Raw genomic sequence first — 21,595 nt, 5'->3', positions numbered from 1 at the left:
AAGGTGATTTTTTTGATTCTTTATGAAATCGAACGGAATTCGACTACTTCCTCGTTACTAATAAGTTTTCCTTCGTGTATGCCTTTTACTGAAATAACCATAACAGATTTATCTTCTCCTTCAAGCTTTCCTAAAGAGAATAAATAGATTAAATTTTCTTTTTGTAACATCCATTGTTTTCCATTTACTCGACCTAATATTCTTTTTTCTGAAGATGGCTTTATTTCTCCAACATACTGACATTCTCCAAAAGAAGTTTTTATTATATTCTTCTCTGTATCAATTACTAGATGCTGGAATAGTTCTAGGTTTCTACTTGAAACAATTTCAATTTCATGGTTACTTTTTTGCTTAAATTGAAGTTTTCCATCACTTGTATTAGATAAACTACTATTCTCAACGGCGTTTCTAAAAAAGTTATATTCTTCTTCTGTAATACCAAAGTTAGGATGATACGGCTTCACCTGTTTATCTATATGCCCTGATATATAGTTTACGTACCACTCTTTATCATTCTTTACATGATCACTCATCTTTTTAGTAATAACCTCTACTTTTTTACGTGTATCACGATCCATCTCTAGTGTCATAATATCCGCCGTCACTTCCGCATTCATAAGATGCGATGGAATATACTCTTCCACACTATTCGCTTTACTCACTTCACTTTGGCAACCAACTATAAATAGTGAAATGAAAAAGATATATATTATTTTTTTATATTTCATTTCTATTCTCCACTCCATACATTATTCTTACTTAGTTTTATAGCGGTTTTTATTATAGTATAAAATCTTTATATTTTAATAAAATCCATATCTGTATGCAAAATTGCATATCAATAAGTCTTCTTCTTACTTTAAAATTAGCTTAAATTACTTTCCAAATTATACAAATAACAAGTTTAAAATGTTATAATTTTCAAAAAAACATTGGAGGATATTATGAAAGTCCACGCAATTTTCGATTTCTTACATTTACTAGTCTTAACGCTGAAAAGCTATTATGTATGGGGAATGCCTATCTATGTCTTCATTATTCCTCTTATCTTTGTAGTCGGTTATATTATTATTAATTCTAATAAGAAACAAAAAAATACATCTATTCAAAGTCACTAATCTATTACCTTAATAGCCTCCTAAAAATCATATTCCCCTCATTTTCTTCAAATGATATGATGAACAAGGGTATATCCCCACCACTCTTATAGCGGTGGGGATTTTAATGTCAATATGCAACATACTACACAATAGAAGGTGATTTTCATGAGAAAATACGCAGCAATTGCTTTATGTACGTCTGCCATTCTAGCAGGCTGTAATACTAACAATGTAAGTCCAGAACCTAAAAAAGAGAAAACGGCTCAAGGGATTAAGAAACAAGAAGAGACTGTGCAAAAACAAGGTAAAATCTCATATAATGCAGTTACACACGAATCTACAAACACAAGTATTCATATTACAGACATAAAAGATTCTTTAAATGAAGTACAATATAAAATTTGGCGCACAGCTGATGGCAAGGAAAGTGCTAAATCTTTTTCTTCTAAAGAAAAAGAGAAACAATTCACACTTCCTTTTGATATAAAGGAATTTGAAGGAAAACGCGGTGAGTTCCAAATTGAAGCAACAGGAATGAAAGAAGATGGGAAAACAATCCCGCTTACGAAATCTACTATTACTTTCGAACAAAAGGTTCCTGTTCTTATGTATCACGCAATTGATGATTATCATGGTCAAGGTATTAAAGACTTATTCGTATCACCAGCTAACTTTGAAGCACAAATGAAACATTTAAAGGACAATGGTTATACGCTGTTAACGTTTGAACGCTGGGGCGATATAAATAAAGTAAATAAACCGATTTTCGTTACATTTGATGACGGTATGAAAAATAATATGAATGCATTTCGCGTTTTACAAAAGCTAAAAGATGATACTTTTAAACCGGCAGCAACAGAATATATGATTGTTGATAACGTTGATGTAGAAGGAGCATTGTCTACTTCTGAAATAAAAGAAATGGTTGATTCCGGCATTTTCTCGGTGCAATCTCATACTGCAACACATGCAGACTTGCCGAAAATTACAAACTATGAGGAAGAGTTAAAAGGTTCAAAAGAAAAGCTAGAAAAAATAACAGGTAAGCCTGTTATCGCGATTGCTTATCCATTCGGTCATGTAGATGATAAGGTTGTTGCAGAAACGAAGAAGTATTATCAATTTGCGACGACGACAAAGCCTGGGCAATTCATTACGAAGGGTGAACCTGATGAATTGTTAAAGATGAAGCGCGTTCGTATACACCATACAACGACTGTAGAGCAGTTTGCTTCTTCAATTAAGTAAATGTAAGAGCTCAATACATTTTGAGCTCTCTTTTTACTTTATATTTATATATATTTTTAGAATTTTCTTGTATTATATATAGTAAGAAATCTTTCAAATTAAAGGAGATTATACATATGTCATTTGAACAAACGTTAGAGAAATATGCTGCTCTTGCAGTTAATGTTGGTGTTAATATTCAACCTGGACAAACTTTATCAATTAGTGCACCTCTTGAAGCTGTACAATTTGTACGCCTCGTTACAGAGAAAGCATATAAATCTGGTGCAAAACACGTATATGTGGATTGGAATGATGAGACGTTAACACGCTTAAAGTTCGATCTAGCTCCTGAAGAAGCTTTCTCTGAATTCCCTTCTTGGAAAGCACATGCTCGTGAAGAATTAGCAAAAGAAGGCGCTGCATTTATGTCTATCTATGCAGAAAACCCTGATTTATTAAAAGGTGTAGAAGCAACACGTATCGCGACAGCTCATAAAGTAGCTGGAGAAGCGATGAAAGTATACCGTGATTACGTACAAGCCGATAAAGTAAGCTGGTGTGTAATTTCTGTTCCTACGAAAGAATGGGCTGCAAAAGTATTCCCTGACGTAGCGCCAGAAGAACAAGAAGCAAAGTTATGGGATGCTATTTTCAAAGCTACTCGTGCTGATTTAGAAAATCCTGTAGAAGCATGGAAAGAACATGATGAAACATTACATACAAAAGTGGATTACTTAAACGAAAAGCATTATAAAGCTCTTCACTATACAGGTCCTGGAACAGATTTAACAATCGAACTTCCAGAAAAACATGTATGGGCTGGTGCTGGTAGCTTAAATGAAAAGAACGTACCATTTATGGCTAATATTCCAACTGAAGAAGTATTTACAATGCCACTTAAAACAGGTGTAAACGGCCAAGTTTCTAGTACAAAACCGTTAGTATTTGCAGGTAATATTATCGATAATTTCACATTAACATTTGAAAACGGACGTATCGTAGACTATAAAGCTGAAGCTGGTGAAGAAGCTTTAAAACATTTAGTAGAAACAGATGAAGGTTCTCACTTCTTAGGAGAAGTAGCTTTAGTACCTCATGACTCACCAATTTCAAACACAAATGTTTTATTCTACAATACACTATTTGACGAAAATGCATCTTGCCACCTTGCAATCGGAAATGCTTATGCATTTAACTTAGTTGGCGGAAAAACAATGTCTAAAGAAGAACTTGCTGAAAACGGCGCAAACGCTAGTATTACACACAACGACTTCATGATTGGATCCGCTGAGCTTGATATCGATGGTATTACAGCTGATGGCAGACATGAGCCTATCTTCCGTAAAGGTAACTGGGCGTTTTAAATTTATTACCATAAAGAAACACATTGGATAATCCAATGTGTTTCTTTATTTATTTGGTTTCAATTCAAATTTTATCGTTCTATTTTCATGCGTAAACTCCGGTCTATACGTAGCGATATACGTATTTTCTTTCGCTACGTCAAATAGCATGATATCTTGAATTTTTTCATCTGGTGCTAACTTTTTACTAATAAAGCTATCAGGGTTATTATATTCTTTAAATCTTGTACCTTTCTTATCGGTAATCTCAAATTCATAAAATGCAAAAGGTATTTCCTTTTTACTATTATTTTCTACTTTGAAAATAATCCCCAAAATCTCCTCTTTCTTTTTATTCTCATCATAATCCGGATATCCTAATTTAACTGAATCGATAGTTACTTGCAAACCATCTACGTCTACTGTCTCCCCTATTTTATACACTTTATCTTGAACATCTTCTTGTTTACTTTCATTACTATCTTTAGTCTCAGTGCAAGCACTTAAACTAAAAGCTATGCCAAAAATTAAAACAATTTGACTTACCTTTTTTAACATACTCTTTCCTCCACATAAGACAATATTTCATATGTATCATAACAAAACGCTTTACTCTTTCTTGTCATATTTTGTCGTATTAATTGCTAACTGCACAAATAGAAAAAAGCTATCTTCTACAAAAGATAGCTTTCATGATGCCGATGAAACCTTAAGTCCAATGACACCCAACACAATAAAAAGAATACAAAATGCTTGAAATAAACTAATATGCTCTTTAAAAAAGTACACACTAATGATTGTAATAAGTAATGTTCCAACGCCAGACCAAATAGCATAAGCAATACTTAAATGGATCTTTTTCACAACGATGGCGAACACGCTGAAACAAATTCCATAAAACACGAAAATCAGTACACTTGGAACGAGCTTTGTTAAACCATTTGATAGTTTCATCGCAATTGTTCCAGCTACTTCAAAAATAATTGTAACAAGTAATAATAGCCAATATACCATACTAGAATCTCCTTCTCTGTTACCTTATAGAGATTCTAGTATACTACTTATAGTCCCAATGAAATATATTTAATTTCTAAATATTCCTCGATACCGAAATGGCCTCCCTCACGGCCGATACCACTTTCTTTAAATCCACCAAATGGTGCTTGTGCAACTGATGGAAGACCATCGTTTAGACCGATAATACCGTACTCTAACGCTTCACTAATTTGGAATGCTTGGCTAATGTCTTTCGTGAAAATATACGCAGCTAAACCGTATGGTGTATTGTTTGCACGTTCGATTACTTCATCAACTGTTTTAAATTTCGCAACTGGTGCCACTGGCCCAAATGTTTCTTCATTCATACAAAGCATCGTATCATTTGCCAACCCAATTACAGTCGGTTGAATGAAATGTCCCTCTAACTCTGCGACCTTTTGACCACCATATAAAACTGTTCCACCTTTTTGAATAGCATCTTCAATATGTTCTTGTACTTTTGAAACTGCATTCTCATCAATAAGTGGCCCGACAGTCGTTCCGTCACCGAAACCGTCTCCTACTTTCAACTGCCCTACTGCCTTTTGGAACTTCTCTACAAATACTTCGTATACTTCTTCTTGAACGAATACTCGGTTTGTACATATACACGTTTGTCCTGCATTACGGAATTTCGAACCAATCACCGCTTCTACTGCTTTATCTAAATCTGCATCATTCATTACGATAAACGGAGCGTGTCCCCCTAACTCAAGCGAAACTTTTTTCATCGTTTGCGCCGCACTAGCCATTAACTCTTTCCCGATTTCCGTTGACCCTGTAAAGGACACTTTTCGAACGCGACCATCTTCCATCCATGTATCAGCAATTGCTTTTGCACTACCTGTTACGATATTGATTACGCCCTTTGGAATATCTGCTTCATGGGCTAATTCAGCTAATTTCAATGCAGTTAATGGCGTTTGACTTGCTGGTTTCACAACGGCTGTACAGCCTGCTGCAAGCGCTGGGGCTACCTTTCTCGTAATCATAGCAGCTGGGAAGTTCCAAGGTGTAATAGCTGCCATAACGCCAACTGGTTGCTTCATAACTAAAATGCGCTTATTCGGATGAGCAGCAGGAATCATTTCACCATATACGCGTTTCCCCTCTTCTGCATACCATTCAACAAAACTGTTTGCATAATTTACTTCACCAAGCGCTTCTGCAAACGGCTTCCCTTGTTCCTTCGTCATAATCGCTGCGATCTCTTCTTTATTTTCATCAATAAGCGTAAACCACTTTTTTAACTTCGTGGCACGATCTGCTGCCGTTAACTTAGACCACGTTTTAAAAGCTTCATGTGCAGCATCAACAGCTTGCTTTGCCTCTGTTACTCCGCCTTTTGGTACAGTTGCAAATATTTCCTTCGTCGCAGGATTATTTACTTCAATTTGTTCTTGTAGTGTAATCCACTCACCATTTATATACATCGCCTTTTTATCTATACTTACGAAAGTCGCCTTTTTATCCAATATTTTCTTCCTCCTCTATGAACTTCTTAATTTTCCTAGTAGCCGCAGATTGACTAATTTGCAAAAACTCAGCCACTTTATAACTTGATCCATACGTTTTATACGCTTTAAGAATAATATTTCTCTCTACCTCTTCCAGCATTTTATAAAGGCTTTGCCCCGATTGTTCAACTGCAGCCTTTTGCATAGAGAGTGGCAAATCCTCTACCGTTACAACATCATCGACAGTAATAACAATTCTCTCAATTACATTCTCTATTTCTCTATTGTTTCCTTCCCACGGATATCCGACAAACATTTGTAATGTACCCGGTGCTAGTTTCACATCACGTCCGTACTTTTTATTAAAGTGCTGCAAGTAATGATAAATAAGCGGCAAAATATCTTCTGTTCTCTCCCTAAGCGGGGGAATTGCAATTGGAATGACATTCAAACGATAGTATAAATCTTTCCGAAATGTTCCTTGTTTCACCATCTCGCTTAAATCTCTATTTGTTGCCGCCACAATTCGAACATCCACTTTTTTTAATTCTCTTCCGCCTATAGGACGAAATGTTTTTTCTTGCAATACTTGCAAAAGCTTCGCTTGAATTTCAATCGGCATTTCACCGATTTCATCTAAAAAAAGAGTTCCTTTATGCGCGGATTCTAATAGTCCCTTTTTCCCTTCACGATTCGCACCTGTAAAAGATCCACCTGAATATCCAAAGAGCTCCGATTCAATTAAATTAGTTGGCAATGCCGCACAATTAATTTCATAGAAATTTTCATGCTTACGGTGACTCACTTCATGTAAATGGCGTACTAATCGACTTTTTCCTACTCCAGTCTCGCCTAAAACGAGAACAGTACTATCCACTACAGATACTTTTTTGATTGTATCGACTATTTTTTGCATAGCTAGACTTTTAAAAATAAGTCCTTCATGCTCATATGTTTCTCTTAATTCTTTTTTATATGTTTTTAGCTGATTATCCATTTCCTCTACCTTTTGACGTAATTGATAGAGTTCAGTAAGGTCTCGAGAATAACTAATCACTCTTCTTAAATTTCCCTCATCATCAAAAACAGGCCTTGTACGAACGTGTAAATACTCTCCTGATTTTGTAGTTTGAACGAGTTCAATTGGCCTCTTTTTTTCAATCACTTCTAATGTCGCTGATGGATAAAAGATTCCATTCTTTTGTAGTTCTTTTACATGCTTACCAACTAACTCTTCTGCAGCTAGTTGGTAGTGCCTTTCACATGTACTATTTACACGCACAACGATCCCTTGCTCATCTGTAACAAAAATTTCGTCAAACGCATATTCAAATACATCTTTTAAATCCATTAACACTCGTTCCTTTTCTGCAACCATCCTAGCCACCCCTAACTTCAAATCCATCGATCCACTTCACTACCTTTATTATAAAGTGAATTTTCTGCATTTAATATAGAGTCAGCTAGAATGTTTGCTATTTATACTTCAGTTTTTACACGCGAGCGATGTTTGTTTGCTCATAGCAAGCTTGCAACGATTCTTCAATTATTGTTAATCCTTCTTCAAGTTGCTCATCTGTAATAATTAAAGGCATTAACACACGGATAACATTTCCATACGTTCCTGCTGATAATAAAAGTAACCCACGCTTATTTGCTTCTGCACATAGATTAGCCGTTAACGTTTTGTCAGGTGCTTTCGTCTTACGATCTTGAACGACCTCAAATGCACACATTGCTCCTAACCCACGCACATCACCAATGCAATTATATTTATTTTTCATCTCTTCGAATCGGTTCATTACGACTTTTCCTAATTCTATCGCTCTATCATTTAATTTCTCATTTTCTATTACATCGAGAACAGCTAATGCAGCCGCACATCCTAATGGACTTCCTGCATACGTTCCACCAAGTTCACCTGGTGCAGATTCATTCATAATTTCTTTACGTCCAATGACACCACTTATCGGTACACCAGCCCCTAATGATTTAGACACTGTAATTAAATCTGGAACGACATCATAATGATCAATTGCAAAATATTTTCCTGTACGACTAAAGCCTGTTTGTATTTCATCCGCTACAAATAAGATGCCATTCTCTGAACAAATGCGGCGTACTTCTTGAACAAATTTCTTACTTGGGACGATAAATCCACCTTCCCCTTGAACAGGTTCCATTACAACAGCTGCGATTGTTTCTGGCGCTACTTCCGATATGAAGAAGTTCTTAAACTCTTCAATAATAAAATCATCATACTGCTCTTCCGTTAATCCCTCTGGGCGACGGTATTCGTATGGAAATGGCGCTTTATATACTTCTGGAGCAAAGGGACCAAACCCAAATTTATATGGCTTCACTTTACTTGTCATCGTCATTGTCATTAATGTACGCCCGTGGAAACCTTTAGAAAATGCGATAATACCAGATCTCTTCGTATATTTACGAGCAATTTTCACCGCGTTCTCAACTGCTTCTGCACCACTATTTAAAAATAGGACTTGCTTATCGAAACTTCCTGGTGCCAATGCCGCAAGCTTTTCTGCTAATTCAATATATGGCTCATACATCATGACATTAAATCCAGTATGAATGTATTGATCGACTTGTTTATGGAGCGCTTCTTTAACCGTTGGATGACAATGCCCTACGTTAATTGTCCCGATTGCTCCTGCAAAATCAATGTACTGATTGCCATCAACATCTGTTACAAGAGCACCATTTGCAGATTGTACAAACGTTGGGATGCCGTTACTTACTCCTTTTGGTACTATATTTTGACGGCGTTCTAATAAAGATGCCGCTTTCGGTCCTGGAATTTGTTCATTTACTTTAGCAAATTTTTTTGTGTTCATTGCGTACCCCATCCTTTTCTTTACATTGTTTTCTCTTCTTATTGCAAAATATATGCCAACTTTCTTTTCTAGCATTTATCCTATATTCTTTGTATCCAGGTATAAAAAATAAGTCTATAAAGACTCATTAAGAGTCTTTATAGACTTATTTTCCTTACACATTAGACTTTTCTTTCTCCCAGAAAAACTCACCCGATTGAGAAATAAACTCTCCAACAGAATCTAACACTAAATCAGCAAGTGGTTCTAATGTTGGACGGTCTCCCGTACCAGATAGCACCCCAATTGCATAGCAATCGCCATTTTTAGCTAAATGTAAATCAGTTGGCGTATCTCCAACAACCGCAACCTCACATGATTCTAAATTAAATTTCTCACAAAACACTTCTATAATCTTTTTATCTGGTTTTTGCGCAGGGAATGTATCCGAGGCTATAATATAACCAAAAAAGTTCTCCAACTTATATTGTTTTAAAAATAATTCTGTTGGTGCGAAATCATCCGCCGTGACTACCCCTAATATAAATCCTTTATCTTTTAATGCCTGTAACACTTTCGGTAAATCCGCTGTCATTTTCATATGCGAACGATGCTCATACATAAGGGAAAATAACTTCTCACTTACCCACTGATGCATCTCTTCTTCTCTAGCAGACTCAATATAATTACAAAGCCCCTTCGCTACATCAAGGCTTGTTCCAGCAGCTATTGCACTCCTCGGATTAACAAATGCTCCCTCTACACCAATCTCTTCTAATAAGGTCTGCCCTATTGTACTTGGTAAATGGTATAAACTTATACATTCAGCTACAAGCTCTTCAGCTACTTTTATCCATATTGAATGAAAATCCATTAATGTCCCATCTTTATCAAATAATATCGCCTTTACCTTCTCCATAGCACCCTACCTCTCATTTCTTATCTCTTCCAGTGTATCAATAAAGTATGGATGTAAAATAAAAGAATTGTAAAAATACCATAAAAATCAAACTAACTCCCAATTTACAATTCATTTTAACAAAGTAAAAAAGGATGCCTTTACAGGGCATCCTCTTGATGTTCAGGAACAAATAGTTCTAAACAATGATATATATTTTCGAATTCCATCGGTGCATCTCCACCATACTCACCATCTAAATTAATCATTAATTTATCTGGTGAATGTACTTTAATTCGGTTCGCTTGTGTATATAACACTTTTGGATTATTAATATGTTCACCACGTTGTGCTTGTGTTGCTGCTTTAATTAAATCAGCGATAGAACCTTTTTTCAGTACTAATAGGTCAAATAACCCATCGTTAATAGATGCATACGGTGCTACCTTTTCAAATCCACCTACTGAACGAGTATTCGTAATTAAAAACATCGTAATTTCTTCTTGTAGTAACTTTCCATCATACTCAATTTCAACATATGTCGGATGCAATGATGGTAACATCTCGATACCTTTTAGGTAATAAGCAAGTTGTCCTAATACTGTCTTTAACTTACTCGGTACTTCGTATGTTAATTCTGTAATACGACCGCCACCAGCGATGTTAATAAAATATGTATCGTTCGCTCTACCAAGGTCTAATGGCACTGTTTTTCCTTCGCAAATAATATCTGCTGCCTCTTCAATAGAACGAGGTACACCAATTGCACGTGCAAAGTCATTTGTCGTTCCAACTGGAATAATTCCAAATTTCGGACGGAATTCATGCCCAACTAAACCGTTTACTACTTCATTTAATGTACCGTCGCCACCAGCCGCAATAACAACATCAAACTTACGATCCGCAGCTTGCCTCGCCGCCACAGTAGCGTCTCCAGGACCCGTTGTCGCATGACAAGATGTCTCATAGCCAGCTTGTTCTAATTTTTGTAATACTTCTGGTAAGCTCTTCTTAAATAGCTCACGCCCAGAAGTAGGATTATAAATAATTCTTGCTCGCTTCATCATTTATTAGCACAGGAAATTTCTTTATGTATCGACAAAGAACATACTGAACTTCTATTCAGTATTCCCATGCCTACCTCCTCTCATCTTGCTATCCTTCTTTTATCCCGCTCAAACAGGCAGTAAGAACCCGATTCGTGTAGTCCATCAAAAGTAAATATTCATTTCAATGGTTTTTTATTTGACTTCAAAATTTATCCCGCTATTTGCGGGCAGTAAATGCCCGATTGGTGAGGGCTAATAATCAGTGTTGGATGAACCTCCTACTAATTAAAGTTTCACTTTATTTCTATCCATTCTTCCATAAAAATTTACATATAACGAATAATAACTATCTATTATTTCATGAGATGAAAAAAACCTCTATGTTTAGATTTATCATTATTCCCACCTTTTTGCAACTATCATACCATAGTTGCTATACAAACATTTTTCCACTTTTGACAGTTAATCAAACGTTTGTTTAAACGATTTTGTCTCATTTAAACAAACGTTTGATTAACCTAGAAAAACACCCATGTACGGGTGTTTTTCTGCTTAATCTTTAAAAGTCACTACTATTATCGCTTATTAATCTCTTCAAGTAAGATTTTGTTAACAAGTGGTGGATTTGCTTGTCCTTTTGTAGCTTTCATAATTTGACCAACTAAGAAGCCAATTGCACGGTCTTTACCGTTTTTAAAGTCTTCGATAGATTGCTCATTATTATCAAGAATTTCCGTTACAACTTTACGAAGTGTACCCTCGTCAGAAATTTGAACAAGACCTTTCGCTTTAACGATTTCTTCTGGGTCTCCACCTTTTTCAATTAATTCGTTAAATACTTTCTTCGCGATTTTAGAAGAAATTGTACCTTTTTCAATTAATTGAACCATTTTAGATAAACCAGCAGGCGTTAATGCAACGTCTTTTAATTCTTTTTGTTGTTTGTTTAAGTATGCAAGTACTTCACCCATTAACCAGTTCGATGTTAATTTCGCATCAGCACCGTCTGCAACAGTTGCTTCAAAGAAATCAGACATCTCTTTCGTTAATGTTAACACGTGTGCATCATAAGCTGGTAAGCCTAGTTCTGCAACGTAGCGAGCTTTACGTGCATCTGGAAGTTCTGGAATAGAAGCTCGAACTGCTTCTTTCCACTCATCATCGATGTAAAGTTCAACTAAGTCTGGCTCCGGGAAGTAACGGTAATCGTCAGATCCTTCTTTCACACGCATTAAGATTGTTTTCTTCGTTGCTTCATCATAACGACGTGTTTCTTGTTGGATGATACCACCAGATAACAGCTCTTTTTCTTGGCGCACTTGCTCGTGTTCAAGACCTTTTTGTACGTAAGTGAATGAGTTTAAGTTTTTCAGTTCCGCTTTTGTACCGAACTTCTCTTGTCCAACTGGACGAAGAGAAATGTTCGCATCACAACGTAAGGAACCTTCTTCCATCTTACAATCAGATACACCAGTGTATTGAATGATTGATTTTAACTTCTCTAAGTATGCATATGCTTCTTCTGGTGTACGCATATCTGGCTCAGATACGATCTCGATTAAAGGCATACCTTGACGGTTGTAGTCTACTAATGAACCATCAGCTGTATGCGTTGATTTACCAGCATCTTCTTCTAAATGAAGACGTGTAATACCGATACGTTTCTTTTTACCGTCTACTTCGATTTCAATCCAACCATTTTCACCAATTGGCTTATCAAATTGAGAGATTTGGTAAGCTTTCGGGTTATCTGGATAGAAATAGTTTTTACGGTCAAACTTCGTTTCCGTTGCGATTTCACAGTTTAATGCCATTGCAGCTTTCATTGCAAAGTTAACTGCTTCTTTATTTAAAGTAGGAAGTACCCCTGGGTATCCTAAGTCAATTACACTTGTTTGTGTATTTGGCTCCGCTCCGAATTCTGTTGGACTCGCAGAGAAAATTTTCGAATTTGTTTTTAACTCAACGTGAACCTCTAAACCAATAATTGTTTCTAAATTCATCTATGCTCGCCTCCTTACAGACTTGCTTTTTTTGTATGATAGTCTGTTGCTTGCTCAAACGCATGTGCAACGCGGTAAATTGTCGCTTCATCGAAGTGTTTACCAATGATTTGTAGACCAAGTGGCATGTTGTTAGCACCGAATCCACATGGAACAGAAATCGCTGGAACACCCGCTAAGTTTACTGGGATTGTTAAAATGTCATTTGCATACATTGTCATTGGATCATCAACTTTTTCGCCCACTTTAAATGCCGGAGTTGGCGTTGTTGGTCCAATAATAACATCATAGTTAGCAAATACATTTTCAAAGTCGTTTTTAATTAATGTACGTACTTGTTGTGCTTTCTTGTAATATGCATCATAGTAACCAGAGCTAAGCGCAAATGTACCAAGCATAATACGACGTTTAACTTCATCACCGAAACCTTCACTACGTGTGTTTTTGTAAAGATCTAATAAGTTATTTACATTATCAGAACGAACACCGTAACGCACGCCATCAAAGCGTGAAAGGTTCGCAGATGCTTCAGAAGAAGATAGTAAGTAATACGTTGCTAGAGCGTATTTAGAGTGTGGAAGCGATACTTCCTCCCAAGTTGCGCCCATACCTTCTAATACTTTTAAAGCAGCTAGTACTGACTCACGAGCTTCTTCGCCAACACCTTCGCCTAAGTATTCTTTCGGTACAGCAATGCGTAAACCTTTAACATCGCCTGTTAAACCAGCTAAATAGTTTCCAACTTCAACGTTTGCAGAAGTTGCATCCATGCGGTCAATACCTGAAATAGCTTGTAATAAGTATGCATTGTCTTCTACTGTACGTGTAATCGGTCCGATTTGGTCAAGTGAAGATGCGAATGCTACTAATCCGTAACGAGATACGCGTCCGTAAGTTGGTTTTAAACCTACAACACCGCAATATGCAGCTGGCTGACGGATAGAACCACCCGTATCAGAACCTAGAGAGAATAGTACTTCTCCTGCTGCTACAGCTGCTGCAGAACCACCACTAGATCCGCCTGGAACGTAATCTAAGTTCCATGGGTTTTTCGTAGCGTAGAATCCTGAGTTTTCATTTGAAGAACCCATTGCGAACTCGTCCATGTTTAATTTACCGATTGTAATTGTGTCAGCAGCTTTTAGCTTTTGCACAACTGTCGCATCATAAATTGGATCGAAGTTTGCTAACATTTTGCTCGCACAAGTTGTACGAAGACCGTTAGTTACAATGTTATCTTTTACACCAATTGGCATACCGAATAATAAACCATTATCTTCAGCGCCAATTTTTGCATCTAATTCTTTCGCTTTTGCGCGTGCATTTTCTTCATCTAATGTAAGAAAAGCTTTTACGTTATCTTCAACATCCGCAATACGTTTGTAAGATTCTTCTACTAAATCCGTAACGGAAATTTCTTTGCTGTTTAACTTCTTATGTAACTCGGATACTGAATGATCAAATAATGACATCGAAATTCCCCTCCTCTATTCTAATACTGCTGGAACACGGATTTGATTATCTTTGTGATCCGGTGCATTTTTTAATACTTCTTCGACTGGTAAACCTTTTTCTGGTACATCTTCACGCATAACATTTTTCATAGTTAATACATGAGTTGTTGGTTTTACATCTGTTGTATCTAATTCATTCAACTGTTCTGCAAATGTAACAATTGCATCTAGTTGTTTTTGAAATTTTTCTGCTTCTTGATCAGTAATTGCAAGACGTGCTAAATGTGCTACGTGCTTTACATTCTCAACGGAAATTCTTGACACGGCTAGGCCACCTCCATAATATATCGTTCAATCTACAATACTATTGATGATACCAAATTTTCAGTACTTCAAGCAAGTCAACACAGAGTACTTACGCCATTTTTACATAAAAAAAGAAAGGCAAATGCCTTTCTTTACAATTTACTCTTTATCTAACGGTTTATTTTTCGGAAATCTCTCGTTATCTTCTTCATTATCACGAATTGTTTTTTGTAATACAAAACAAGACATCGTTAAAAATAATGTTCCAATTAAATAGTATCCTTTTACACTAAGCGTTTCATCTAACGTATAAATCCCAATTAGCATACCTGAAAGCGCACAAACAAATGAAGTCCATGCTAAAAACGTGAACGCTTGCGTATTACGTCTTCTCATCGTTCTCCCCCTCGTTAGCTGTATACCCATTATAGATAAGTATATTTACCATGATGGATTTTTATGTAAATTCTAGTTTTATATTTATAAATCTATCATAAAAGAATACTATTTTAAAGAAAGTTTTCTGCCTAATCTGAAAAAACAATTAAAATGATTGACATTTATTTCTATTCTGCATAAAATAAAAATAAATATTACGAACCTCGAAATATACGGGAGTGGAATTAATTGTTGCAATATGAACATTTTTTAGACTTACTGCTAGATAACGCCAAGAAACTTTTCTATCCTGAAGAATGGGTAAGCCTTGATTTAACACTTTCCAAAACAGAAGTATTTTGTTTACTTTGGATGGAACGAAATACAGAGATTACAATGACAAAAATTGCTGATCTTCTTGATATACCGATGAGTACAACGACGGGCGTTGTAAATCGCCTTGTAAAAAAGGGATATATTGAACGCTACCGTGATGAAAACGACCGACGTATTGTATTAATTCGGTTAACAGAAACCGGCGTAATGCTCGTTCAAGAAGTAAAACAAAATGCAGCCCATTACTTTAGCTTAGTGACAGAAGCATTGTCAGAAGAAGAAAAAGCATTCTTACTACAAATCTTCCAAAAGATTATGAATCACATTGCTACCTCACAGCAAAAAACAGAAGAAAAGGTTTCTACACCTAAAATGAAAAACATTCCGATTGAATAAAACCCTATCTGGGTTTTTATTCAACCATTTACTTCGACACTCGTAATATTCGACATTCGAAACAAAGGGGATATGAATGATGAGAATTATCTTGTATACAGGTAAAGGCGGCGTAGGAAAAACTAGCATTTCAGCAGCAACAGCACTTCAAAGTGCGAAGCAAGGATTAAAAACTTTAGTAATGAGTACAGATCCTGCTCATAGTTTAGGAGATTCATTTGGTATAATGTTATCTTCTGAGCCATTAGAAATCCGTGAAAATTTATGGGCACAAGAAATTAATACGATTTATGAAATGGAAAAAGGTTGGGGAAAGTTACAGAAATACATTACCTTACTATTCACTTCCAAAGCAGCTGATGATATTACAACAGAAGAATTAACGATGTTTCCTGGTATGGAAGATTTAATTAGCTTACTTCGCGTACTCGATTATTATAAACAAAACACATATGATGTTATCATCATTGATTGCGCTCCAACAGGAGAAACATTAGCAATGCTAAGTTTTCCAGACATGCTCGGCTGGTGGATGGAAAAATTGTTTCCTATTAAAAGAAAAGTTTTAAAAGTCGTTCGTCCTGTAGCTCAACCACTCCTTGGTGTCCCTCTTCCAACCGACGATATTATGGACGAATTAACAAATACACTTGAACAGCTCGGAGAAATGAGAGATATTTTATCAAACCGAGAAGTAACAAGTATCCGCATCGTTGTAAATCCTGAAAAAATGGTCATTAAAGAAGCTCAGCGTAGCTTTACTTATTTAAATTTATACGATTATAACGTAGATGCCATTATGATTAATCGCGTCATCCCTAACACCGTCACCGATCCTTATTTTCAAGCATGGAAAGATACACAAAAGAAATATAAAACATTAATTCAAAATAGTTTTGATCCACTTCCTATTTACGAAGCTCCAATGTTTGAACAAGAAGTTGTTGGTTTACCTATGTTAGAGCGTGTAGGCGATGCTTTATTTAAAACTGATCATTGTCCTACTGAAGTGAAATTTAACGGCCGCACACAATATGTAAGAAAAGATGGCGAGGATTATATTTTCATTCTTTCTATTCCCTTCTCAAACAAAAGTGAACTTTCATTAAATCAAAAAGGTGATGAGCTAATTATTCGAGCTGGCTCTGTGAAACGAAATATTACATTGCCAAAAACGTTAACACACCTTTCTATTCAAGGGGCAAAATTTGAAGAAGATATACTAAACATTCGGTTTGGAGGTGTAGTGCATGCATGAGGAACTACTACGAAGGGTAATTCGTACAAAAGTAAAAGTCGGGATGCATATATTAGAAGAGCTACCTAATCCAATCCAGCAATCAGCTAAGCAAATATTAAATATTTTGCAAGAGGAGCTAGCTGCTTATCCGAAAGAACGAGATCATCATGAAGTTAATTTAAAAAATATCATAATTGAATAACTATCTCTGTATAAAGGGCCTTTTTTAGGCTTTCTATACTTTATTGGAGTGATGTAAGTTGATGAAAAAGCATTCCACTACTATACTCTGGATCATTCCCTTATTATTTTTCATTCATAACCTTGAAGAAGCTTTCCAAATGCCACAATATCTTGCTAATCAATTTTCAATCCGTCTTATAACTAGCCAACAATTTTTCATTGCCATTTCCGTATTAACAATCTTTGTATTACTTATCGTCTTTCTATATCAACTTAACTTCTTGTCTTCTATATGCTGGATTATTTTTATACAAGGGGCCATCTTCTTTAACTCTGTTCAACATATTATTTTGTTTTTCATTTATCGCTCCTATAACCCCGGCGTAATATCAGCATTTTTCATTACTCTCTTTTCTATTTTCTTTTTTTTATCAAAAAAACACTTAATTCATCAAAAGCAATTCGTAATTACACTCCTTTTCAGCTTATTTTCTTATCCCATTATAATTTGGATTACCTTACTGTTCGCTAGCTACTTTCATTCATAAAAAAAGACCAGGAAAACTCCTGGTCCATTACTCTACTTAACAAACATTGGATTCTACGTTATACAAAATTGGAAGGTACAGAATTAGGGTTCGTTTGTTAAGTTTATATGTTGAACGAACTAACAGCGGAGGGGTTCCTTCTGTTAGTCCATTAAACTCAATCATTATTTTACGATTTTTTCAAGCTCCTCTAGTGAAAGATCAACTGAAATTGAACCATCATTTGTTTCTTTTTTAATTGCATCTGTTACTTCTTTTGAATGGTATAATTCAATTACTTTTTTCAGTGTTGGATCATCTTTATCTTTCGTACGAGCTGCAAAAATATTAATATATGGCTTCGCATTTTCATTCTTTGGATCTTCTAAGAAAATAGGATCCTTCGCTGGATCTAATCCAGCTTGACCAGCAACACCGTTATTAATAACTGATGCCGCTACATCTTTTAACACACGAGGTGTTTGCTGTGCGATAACCGGCGTGATTTTTAACTTCTTCGGATTTTCAGCAATGCCGCTTGGATCTCCAAATAAGCCAAAATCTTTTTTAAGCTTTAATACTCCAGCTGCATCAAGAAGTTTTAATGCACGTGCTTGGTTCGTTGGATCGTTTGGAATTGCAATTTCTGAACCATCTGGAATTTCATTTGCCTTCTTATATTTTTCAGAGTATAAACCCATTGGCGCAATTTGTGTTGTACCAACAGCTGTAATATCTAACTTATGCTCTTTTTTAAATTGCTCTAAGAAAGCAATATGCTGAAATGAGTTTAATTCAATATCTCCATCAGCTAAAGCTTTATTTGGAGTTGTATAATCAGAGAACTCCACCAGTTTAATCTTAATCCCTTCTTTTTCAGCTTTTTTCTTCAAAATTTCCCAAGCGTCTCCATCCGTTCCAGTTACACCGACGCGAACTACTTTTTCTTTCGCTCCTGCACCCGTGTCTCCACTTGAGCAGCCACTTAATGCTGAGACGCCTACAATTGCTGATAATGCAAATGCTAAAATTTTCTTCATTTTCTTTTCCTCTCTTCCTTTTTATGATCTACGTAACAAGACTTTCGCAAAGTAGTTTCCTAAATTTTGAGCTATCTGTACGAGAATAATAAGTAAAACAACCGTTACAAACATAACTGATGTATCAAAACGTTGATAACCATATGTCATTGCCAAGTCACCAAGACCGCCACCACCGACAAGCCCAGCAACTGCAGAAAATTCAATTAAACCAACTGTCATAAATGTGACACCTAAGATTAATGGTGCTAACGCTTCTGGTACAAGGATTTCAAAAACAATTCTAATTGGCGAGGCGCCCATTGCTTGCGCTGCTTCAATTACTCCTTTCGGAACGGAAACAAGATTTGTTTCAACCATTCTAGCAATACCAATTGATGCGACTAACGTCATCGGGAAAATTGCTGCTGCTGTTCCAATCGTCGTTCCAATAACGCTTCTCGTTAGTGGACTTAAAGCTACTAAAAAGATAATGAATGGTACCGGACGAATTGTATTAATTATGATGTTAAGAATAGAAAAGACCCATTTATTTTCTAAAAAGTTCCCTTTTCTCGTTACATATAAAAGTAAACCTAGAGGTATACCCAGAATTGTAGCGAATATAAGGGTTACAATTACCATTAAGAGGGTATCCCCCGTCGCATCTAGTATGCGCGGCCAAAATATACTCCAATCAACTCGCATGAGCTTCTACCTCCTTCAGCTGCACTTGCAGTCTTAGATGTTGTAATGCTTTTTGAATTTCCCTCTGCTCACCTTGCAATTCTACAAGCAGATTTCCAAATAGCACATTTTGAAGTTCAATAATATTTCCGTACAGTACATTTACATCGACGTTATAGTTTTTTGCGATATATGATAGTACCGGCTGTCCTGTCTCCTCACCAGTAAATGTTAGACGATAAATTTGACCACCATTTTGAATTTTCGCTAGAACACTTTCTGGTAAATGATCATTAATAACAGAACGTACAAAGTTTTGAGTCGTCTTTGTTTTTGGTTGCGTGAAAACATCGAACAGTTTTCCTTCTTCAATAACTTTTCCCTTCTCCATTACAGCTACACGGTGACAAATTTCTTTCACAACATGCATTTCATGTGTAATAAGAAGGATTGTTAAATTGTATTCTCGATTTACTTTCTTTAATAAGTTTAGAATTTCTGTCGTCGTTTCTGGATCTAAGGCTGATGTTGCCTCATCACATATAAGAATATCTGGCGATGTCGCAAGTGCTCTAGCAATACCAACACGTTGTTTTTGTCCCCCTGATAGCTGTTCTGGATAATAGTTTGCTTTATCTTCTAACCCTACAAACTTCAGCAGTTCATTCACTCGTTCCTTTATCTCGTTCTTTGGCAATTTCGCTAACTTTAATGGATAAGCAATATTCCCAAACACTGTTCTTGAATTAAATAAATTAAAGCTTTGAAAAATCATTCCGATTCTTTGTCTTAGTTTGCGCAATTCTTTCGTCGATAATGATGTAATATCTTTATCATCTATTGCAATCGTTCCTGACGTTGGTCTCTCTAACATATTTACTAAGCGTAATAATGTACTCTTTCCAGCGCCACTAAAACCGATAATGCCAAAAATTTCGCCTTTCTCAACTGATAATGTTACATCCTCCACCGCATGAACAGATCGCCCAGCTGATTCATACACTTTACTTACATTGTTAAAAGAAATCATTTTTTCCCCTCCTATATGCTGTAAAAACTTGAAGTAGAGCTTTCGAGGTAAAATAAAAAGTGCTCTCCTTCTTATCAACCATAAAGATAAGAAGGAGAGCACTTATATGTACTCGTTCACATCTTCTCATCTTCCAAGCCTTTATATGGCTTGCTGGAGTTAGCACGGTATTAAAAAACCCGTTGCTGAGGTATCGTAGGGCCAGTCCCTCCACCTCTCTGGATAAGAATGTATCGATTTAATTGTCATTTAATTAATTCTCATTATAGAACTCAGAATAATAAGAGTCAATACATTTTTTAGAAAAATATTAATTATTCCTTTATTAAAATTTTTAGATGAAAATTCATGAGAAAATAGTAACTTTCAAGGTTATTTAAAATTCTTCTTCCTCATATTTTTAAACAGGAGAATCCTCTCTACGAATTGAATAAATTTATTTGAATATGAAACTCGGAGGCAGATAAATATATGAAAACAGCTCTTTTACTCGTCGATATTCAAAACGATTATTTTCCAAATGGAAAGATGGAATTGCGTAATCCAGTAGAAGCAAGCGAATATGCTAATCAGTTATTACAACACTTTAGAACAAACAGCGAACCTATTTTTCATATCCAACACGTAGCTATAAAAGATGACGCTACTTTTTTCCTACCTAATACAGAAGGTGTACATATTCACGAAAGCGTACGTCCACTTAGAGAAGAAACAGTTATAGTCAAACATTATCCAAATAGCTTCCGAGAAACTAATCTTCTAGAGCAATTACAGCGTTTAGACATTGAACATGTCGTCGTATGCGGGATGATGACTCATATGTGTATTGATGCTACAGTAAGGGCTGCATTTGATTTTGGTTTTCAATGTACCGTTATACACGATGCTTGTGCTACAAAAGACCTTTCTTTTAAGAACGCTACTATACCAGCTGTTTATATTCACAATACAATTTTAGCTAGTTTAAATGGCGTATATGCAAATGTAATAAGCACGAAAGAATTTTTAGCTACATAAAAAAACACTCCTTTCAGTGAGCAAAACCGAAAGGAGTGTTCCTTGTCGAACCATAGATTTTCTTTCA

23 protein-coding genes and 1 riboswitch are annotated in these 21,595 nt (G+C 35.9%); of the genes, 8 read left to right on the top strand and 15 right to left on the bottom strand.

Translation table 11 applies throughout. From position 1 onward, the window contains the following. Nucleotides 1-20 precede the first annotated feature (20 nt). Entirely contained in the window at nucleotides 21-728 is a 708-nt protein-coding gene (locus tag ACW0JX_RS01900) for a hypothetical protein (protein ID WP_000875605.1), read from the bottom strand. Between the two features lie 216 nt (nucleotides 729-944). Here ACW0JX_RS01900 and ACW0JX_RS01895 point away from each other — a divergent pair, with 216 nt between their 5' ends. The 3 genes from ACW0JX_RS01895 to ACW0JX_RS01885 all read left to right on the top strand — a co-directional run bounded on the left by ACW0JX_RS01895 (nucleotide 945) and on the right by ACW0JX_RS01885 (nucleotide 3,694). Further along, nucleotides 945-1,118 carry a hypothetical protein gene (locus ACW0JX_RS01895; protein WP_168411465.1) on the top strand — a complete coding sequence of 58 codons (174 nt, stop codon included), beginning with the start codon at nucleotides 945-947 and terminating at the stop codon, nucleotides 1,116-1,118. 147 nt (nucleotides 1,119-1,265) lie between these two features. Further along, a complete protein-coding gene (locus tag ACW0JX_RS01890; protein WP_089170317.1) occupies nucleotides 1,266-2,348 on the top strand; it encodes a polysaccharide deacetylase family protein in 1,083 nt (360 codons plus the stop codon). Nucleotides 2,349-2,464: 116 nt separating this feature from the next. Beyond that, on the top strand, nucleotides 2,465-3,694 hold the full coding sequence (locus ACW0JX_RS01885) for an aminopeptidase (RefSeq protein ID WP_000007372.1): 1,230 nt from the start codon (nucleotides 2,465-2,467) through the stop codon (nucleotides 3,692-3,694). A gap of 45 nt (nucleotides 3,695-3,739) precedes the next feature. On the opposite strand, the gene ACW0JX_RS01880 is transcribed toward ACW0JX_RS01885, so the two are convergent. The 11 genes from ACW0JX_RS01880 to ACW0JX_RS01830 all read right to left on the bottom strand — a co-directional run bounded on the left by ACW0JX_RS01880 (nucleotide 3,740) and on the right by ACW0JX_RS01830 (nucleotide 15,111). After that, complete coding sequence (locus tag ACW0JX_RS01880) at nucleotides 3,740-4,231, bottom strand: DUF4352 domain-containing protein (RefSeq protein WP_000915109.1); 492 nt, start codon at nucleotides 4,229-4,231, stop codon at nucleotides 3,740-3,742. 132 nt (nucleotides 4,232-4,363) lie between these two features. Beyond that, nucleotides 4,364-4,687 carry a DMT family transporter gene (locus ACW0JX_RS01875; RefSeq protein WP_000263262.1) on the bottom strand — a complete coding sequence of 108 codons (324 nt, stop codon included), beginning with the start codon at nucleotides 4,685-4,687 and terminating at the stop codon, nucleotides 4,364-4,366. A 47-nt stretch (nucleotides 4,688-4,734) separates the two neighbouring features. Beyond that, entirely contained in the window at nucleotides 4,735-6,186 is a 1,452-nt protein-coding gene (gene gabD, locus ACW0JX_RS01870; protein ID WP_000358135.1) for an NADP-dependent succinate-semialdehyde dehydrogenase, read from the bottom strand. Further along, on the bottom strand, nucleotides 6,179-7,546 hold the full coding sequence (locus tag ACW0JX_RS01865) for a sigma-54 interaction domain-containing protein (RefSeq protein ID WP_459245281.1): 1,368 nt from the start codon (nucleotides 7,544-7,546) through the stop codon (nucleotides 6,179-6,181). Before ACW0JX_RS01865 ends, gabD begins: the two co-directional genes overlap by 8 nt. Before the next feature lie 115 nt (nucleotides 7,547-7,661). Next, on the bottom strand, nucleotides 7,662-9,026 hold the full coding sequence (gene gabT / locus ACW0JX_RS01860; RefSeq protein WP_075719049.1) for a 4-aminobutyrate--2-oxoglutarate transaminase: 1,365 nt from the start codon (nucleotides 9,024-9,026) through the stop codon (nucleotides 7,662-7,664). A 154-nt stretch (nucleotides 9,027-9,180) separates the two neighbouring features. Beyond that, on the bottom strand, nucleotides 9,181-9,924 hold the full coding sequence (locus ACW0JX_RS01855) for an HAD family hydrolase (protein WP_459245280.1): 744 nt from the start codon (nucleotides 9,922-9,924) through the stop codon (nucleotides 9,181-9,183). Nucleotides 9,925-10,064: 140 nt separating this feature from the next. Continuing rightward, nucleotides 10,065-10,970 carry a diacylglycerol kinase gene (locus ACW0JX_RS01850; protein ID WP_000977679.1) on the bottom strand — a complete coding sequence of 302 codons (906 nt, stop codon included), beginning with the start codon at nucleotides 10,968-10,970 and terminating at the stop codon, nucleotides 10,065-10,067. A gap of 557 nt (nucleotides 10,971-11,527) precedes the next feature. Then, complete coding sequence (gatB, locus tag ACW0JX_RS01845; protein ID WP_001047685.1) at nucleotides 11,528-12,955, bottom strand: Asp-tRNA(Asn)/Glu-tRNA(Gln) amidotransferase subunit GatB; 1,428 nt, start codon at nucleotides 12,953-12,955, stop codon at nucleotides 11,528-11,530. 14 nt (nucleotides 12,956-12,969) lie between these two features. Beyond that, entirely contained in the window at nucleotides 12,970-14,427 is a 1,458-nt protein-coding gene (gene gatA, locus ACW0JX_RS01840; protein ID WP_000051455.1) for an Asp-tRNA(Asn)/Glu-tRNA(Gln) amidotransferase subunit GatA, read from the bottom strand. A 15-nt stretch (nucleotides 14,428-14,442) separates the two neighbouring features. Next, nucleotides 14,443-14,733 carry an Asp-tRNA(Asn)/Glu-tRNA(Gln) amidotransferase subunit GatC gene (gene gatC, locus ACW0JX_RS01835; RefSeq protein ID WP_000086999.1) on the bottom strand — a complete coding sequence of 97 codons (291 nt, stop codon included), beginning with the start codon at nucleotides 14,731-14,733 and terminating at the stop codon, nucleotides 14,443-14,445. A 141-nt stretch (nucleotides 14,734-14,874) separates the two neighbouring features. After that, on the bottom strand, nucleotides 14,875-15,111 hold the full coding sequence (locus ACW0JX_RS01830) for a YiaA/YiaB family inner membrane protein (protein ID WP_001254393.1): 237 nt from the start codon (nucleotides 15,109-15,111) through the stop codon (nucleotides 14,875-14,877). Between the two features lie 231 nt (nucleotides 15,112-15,342). Here ACW0JX_RS01830 and ACW0JX_RS01825 point away from each other — a divergent pair, with 231 nt between their 5' ends. The 4 genes from ACW0JX_RS01825 (at nucleotide 15,343) to ACW0JX_RS01810 (ending at nucleotide 17,796) form a co-directional block, all read left to right on the top strand. Continuing rightward, the gene (locus ACW0JX_RS01825; RefSeq protein ID WP_000942494.1) at nucleotides 15,343-15,825 is read left to right on the top strand and encodes a MarR family winged helix-turn-helix transcriptional regulator; all 483 of its coding nucleotides are present in this window, start codon (nucleotides 15,343-15,345) and stop codon (nucleotides 15,823-15,825) included. Between the two features lie 76 nt (nucleotides 15,826-15,901). Then, nucleotides 15,902-17,083, top strand: a complete 1,182-nt coding sequence (locus ACW0JX_RS01820; RefSeq protein WP_459245279.1) for an ArsA family ATPase — start codon at nucleotides 15,902-15,904, stop codon at nucleotides 17,081-17,083. Further along, nucleotides 17,076-17,267 carry a DUF3926 domain-containing protein gene (locus tag ACW0JX_RS01815; protein ID WP_000544106.1) on the top strand — a complete coding sequence of 64 codons (192 nt, stop codon included), beginning with the start codon at nucleotides 17,076-17,078 and terminating at the stop codon, nucleotides 17,265-17,267. The genes ACW0JX_RS01820 and ACW0JX_RS01815 overlap by 8 nt, the downstream gene beginning before the upstream one ends. 61 nt (nucleotides 17,268-17,328) lie before the next feature. Then, nucleotides 17,329-17,796 (top strand): HXXEE domain-containing protein, encoded by a 468-nt coding sequence (locus ACW0JX_RS01810; RefSeq protein ID WP_002182395.1) that lies wholly within the window; start codon nucleotides 17,329-17,331, stop codon nucleotides 17,794-17,796. Between the two features lie 164 nt (nucleotides 17,797-17,960). Here the strand turns inward: ACW0JX_RS01810 and ACW0JX_RS01805 are convergent, their stop codons facing one another. The 3 genes from ACW0JX_RS01805 to ACW0JX_RS01795 are packed head-to-tail and all read right to left on the bottom strand — an operon-like array spanning nucleotide 17,961 to nucleotide 20,511. Continuing rightward, on the bottom strand, nucleotides 17,961-18,815 hold the full coding sequence (locus ACW0JX_RS01805; protein WP_016083725.1) for a MetQ/NlpA family ABC transporter substrate-binding protein: 855 nt from the start codon (nucleotides 18,813-18,815) through the stop codon (nucleotides 17,961-17,963). A gap of 21 nt (nucleotides 18,816-18,836) precedes the next feature. After that, entirely contained in the window at nucleotides 18,837-19,502 is a 666-nt protein-coding gene (locus ACW0JX_RS01800) for a methionine ABC transporter permease (RefSeq protein ID WP_001261865.1), read from the bottom strand. Next, nucleotides 19,492-20,511, bottom strand: coding sequence for a methionine ABC transporter ATP-binding protein (locus ACW0JX_RS01795; protein WP_053565390.1), 1,020 nt, complete (start codon nucleotides 20,509-20,511; stop codon nucleotides 19,492-19,494). Before ACW0JX_RS01795 ends, ACW0JX_RS01800 begins: the two co-directional genes overlap by 11 nt. 123 nt (nucleotides 20,512-20,634) lie before the next feature. Continuing rightward, nucleotides 20,635-20,740, bottom strand: a riboswitch (SAM riboswitch). A 242-nt stretch (nucleotides 20,741-20,982) separates the two neighbouring features. Here ACW0JX_RS01795 and ACW0JX_RS01790 point away from each other — a divergent pair. Then, a complete protein-coding gene (locus ACW0JX_RS01790) occupies nucleotides 20,983-21,528 on the top strand; it encodes a cysteine hydrolase family protein (RefSeq protein WP_065229664.1) in 546 nt (181 codons plus the stop codon). Nucleotides 21,529-21,595: the final 67 nt, after the last annotated feature.

This window comes from Bacillus sp. C-3-6, from assembly GCF_054509685.1.
This window is presented reverse-complemented; position numbering and strand designations above follow the sequence as displayed.

Excerpts from the sequence above, each read along its gene's own strand:
- ACW0JX_RS01810 (WP_002182395.1), top strand. The coding sequence starts at position 17,329 with ATGAAAAAGCATTCCACTACTATACTCTGGATCATTCCCTTATTATTT.
- ACW0JX_RS01850 (WP_000977679.1), bottom strand. The coding sequence starts at position 10,970 with ATGATGAAGCGAGCAAGAATTATTTATAATCCTACTTCTGGGCGTGAG.
- ACW0JX_RS01880 (WP_000915109.1), bottom strand. The coding sequence starts at position 4,231 with ATGTTAAAAAAGGTAAGTCAAATTGTTTTAATTTTTGGCATAGCTTTT.
- ACW0JX_RS01795 (WP_053565390.1), bottom strand. The coding sequence starts at position 20,511 with ATGATTTCTTTTAACAATGTAAGTAAAGTGTATGAATCAGCTGGGCGA.
- ACW0JX_RS01855 (WP_459245280.1), bottom strand. The coding sequence starts at position 9,924 with ATGGAGAAGGTAAAGGCGATATTATTTGATAAAGATGGGACATTAATG.
- gatB (WP_001047685.1), bottom strand. The coding sequence starts at position 12,955 with ATGAATTTAGAAACAATTATTGGTTTAGAGGTTCACGTTGAGTTAAAA.
- ACW0JX_RS01790 (WP_065229664.1), top strand. The coding sequence starts at position 20,983 with ATGAAAACAGCTCTTTTACTCGTCGATATTCAAAACGATTATTTTCCA.
- ACW0JX_RS01815 (WP_000544106.1), top strand. The coding sequence starts at position 17,076 with ATGCATGAGGAACTACTACGAAGGGTAATTCGTACAAAAGTAAAAGTC.
- ACW0JX_RS01900 (WP_000875605.1), bottom strand. The coding sequence starts at position 728 with ATGAAATATAAAAAAATAATATATATCTTTTTCATTTCACTATTTATA.
- gabT (WP_075719049.1), bottom strand. The coding sequence starts at position 9,026 with ATGAACACAAAAAAATTTGCTAAAGTAAATGAACAAATTCCAGGACCG.
- ACW0JX_RS01800 (WP_001261865.1), bottom strand. The coding sequence starts at position 19,502 with ATGCGAGTTGATTGGAGTATATTTTGGCCGCGCATACTAGATGCGACG.
- ACW0JX_RS01805 (WP_016083725.1), bottom strand. The coding sequence starts at position 18,815 with ATGAAGAAAATTTTAGCATTTGCATTATCAGCAATTGTAGGCGTCTCA.
- ACW0JX_RS01820 (WP_459245279.1), top strand. The coding sequence starts at position 15,902 with ATGATGAGAATTATCTTGTATACAGGTAAAGGCGGCGTAGGAAAAACT.
- ACW0JX_RS01890 (WP_089170317.1), top strand. The coding sequence starts at position 1,266 with ATGAGAAAATACGCAGCAATTGCTTTATGTACGTCTGCCATTCTAGCA.
- ACW0JX_RS01885 (WP_000007372.1), top strand. The coding sequence starts at position 2,465 with ATGTCATTTGAACAAACGTTAGAGAAATATGCTGCTCTTGCAGTTAAT.
- ACW0JX_RS01830 (WP_001254393.1), bottom strand. The coding sequence starts at position 15,111 with ATGAGAAGACGTAATACGCAAGCGTTCACGTTTTTAGCATGGACTTCA.
- ACW0JX_RS01865 (WP_459245281.1), bottom strand. The coding sequence starts at position 7,546 with ATGGTTGCAGAAAAGGAACGAGTGTTAATGGATTTAAAAGATGTATTT.
- ACW0JX_RS01875 (WP_000263262.1), bottom strand. The coding sequence starts at position 4,687 with ATGGTATATTGGCTATTATTACTTGTTACAATTATTTTTGAAGTAGCT.
- gatA (WP_000051455.1), bottom strand. The coding sequence starts at position 14,427 with ATGTCATTATTTGATCATTCAGTATCCGAGTTACATAAGAAGTTAAAC.
- ACW0JX_RS01895 (WP_168411465.1), top strand. The coding sequence starts at position 945 with ATGAAAGTCCACGCAATTTTCGATTTCTTACATTTACTAGTCTTAACG.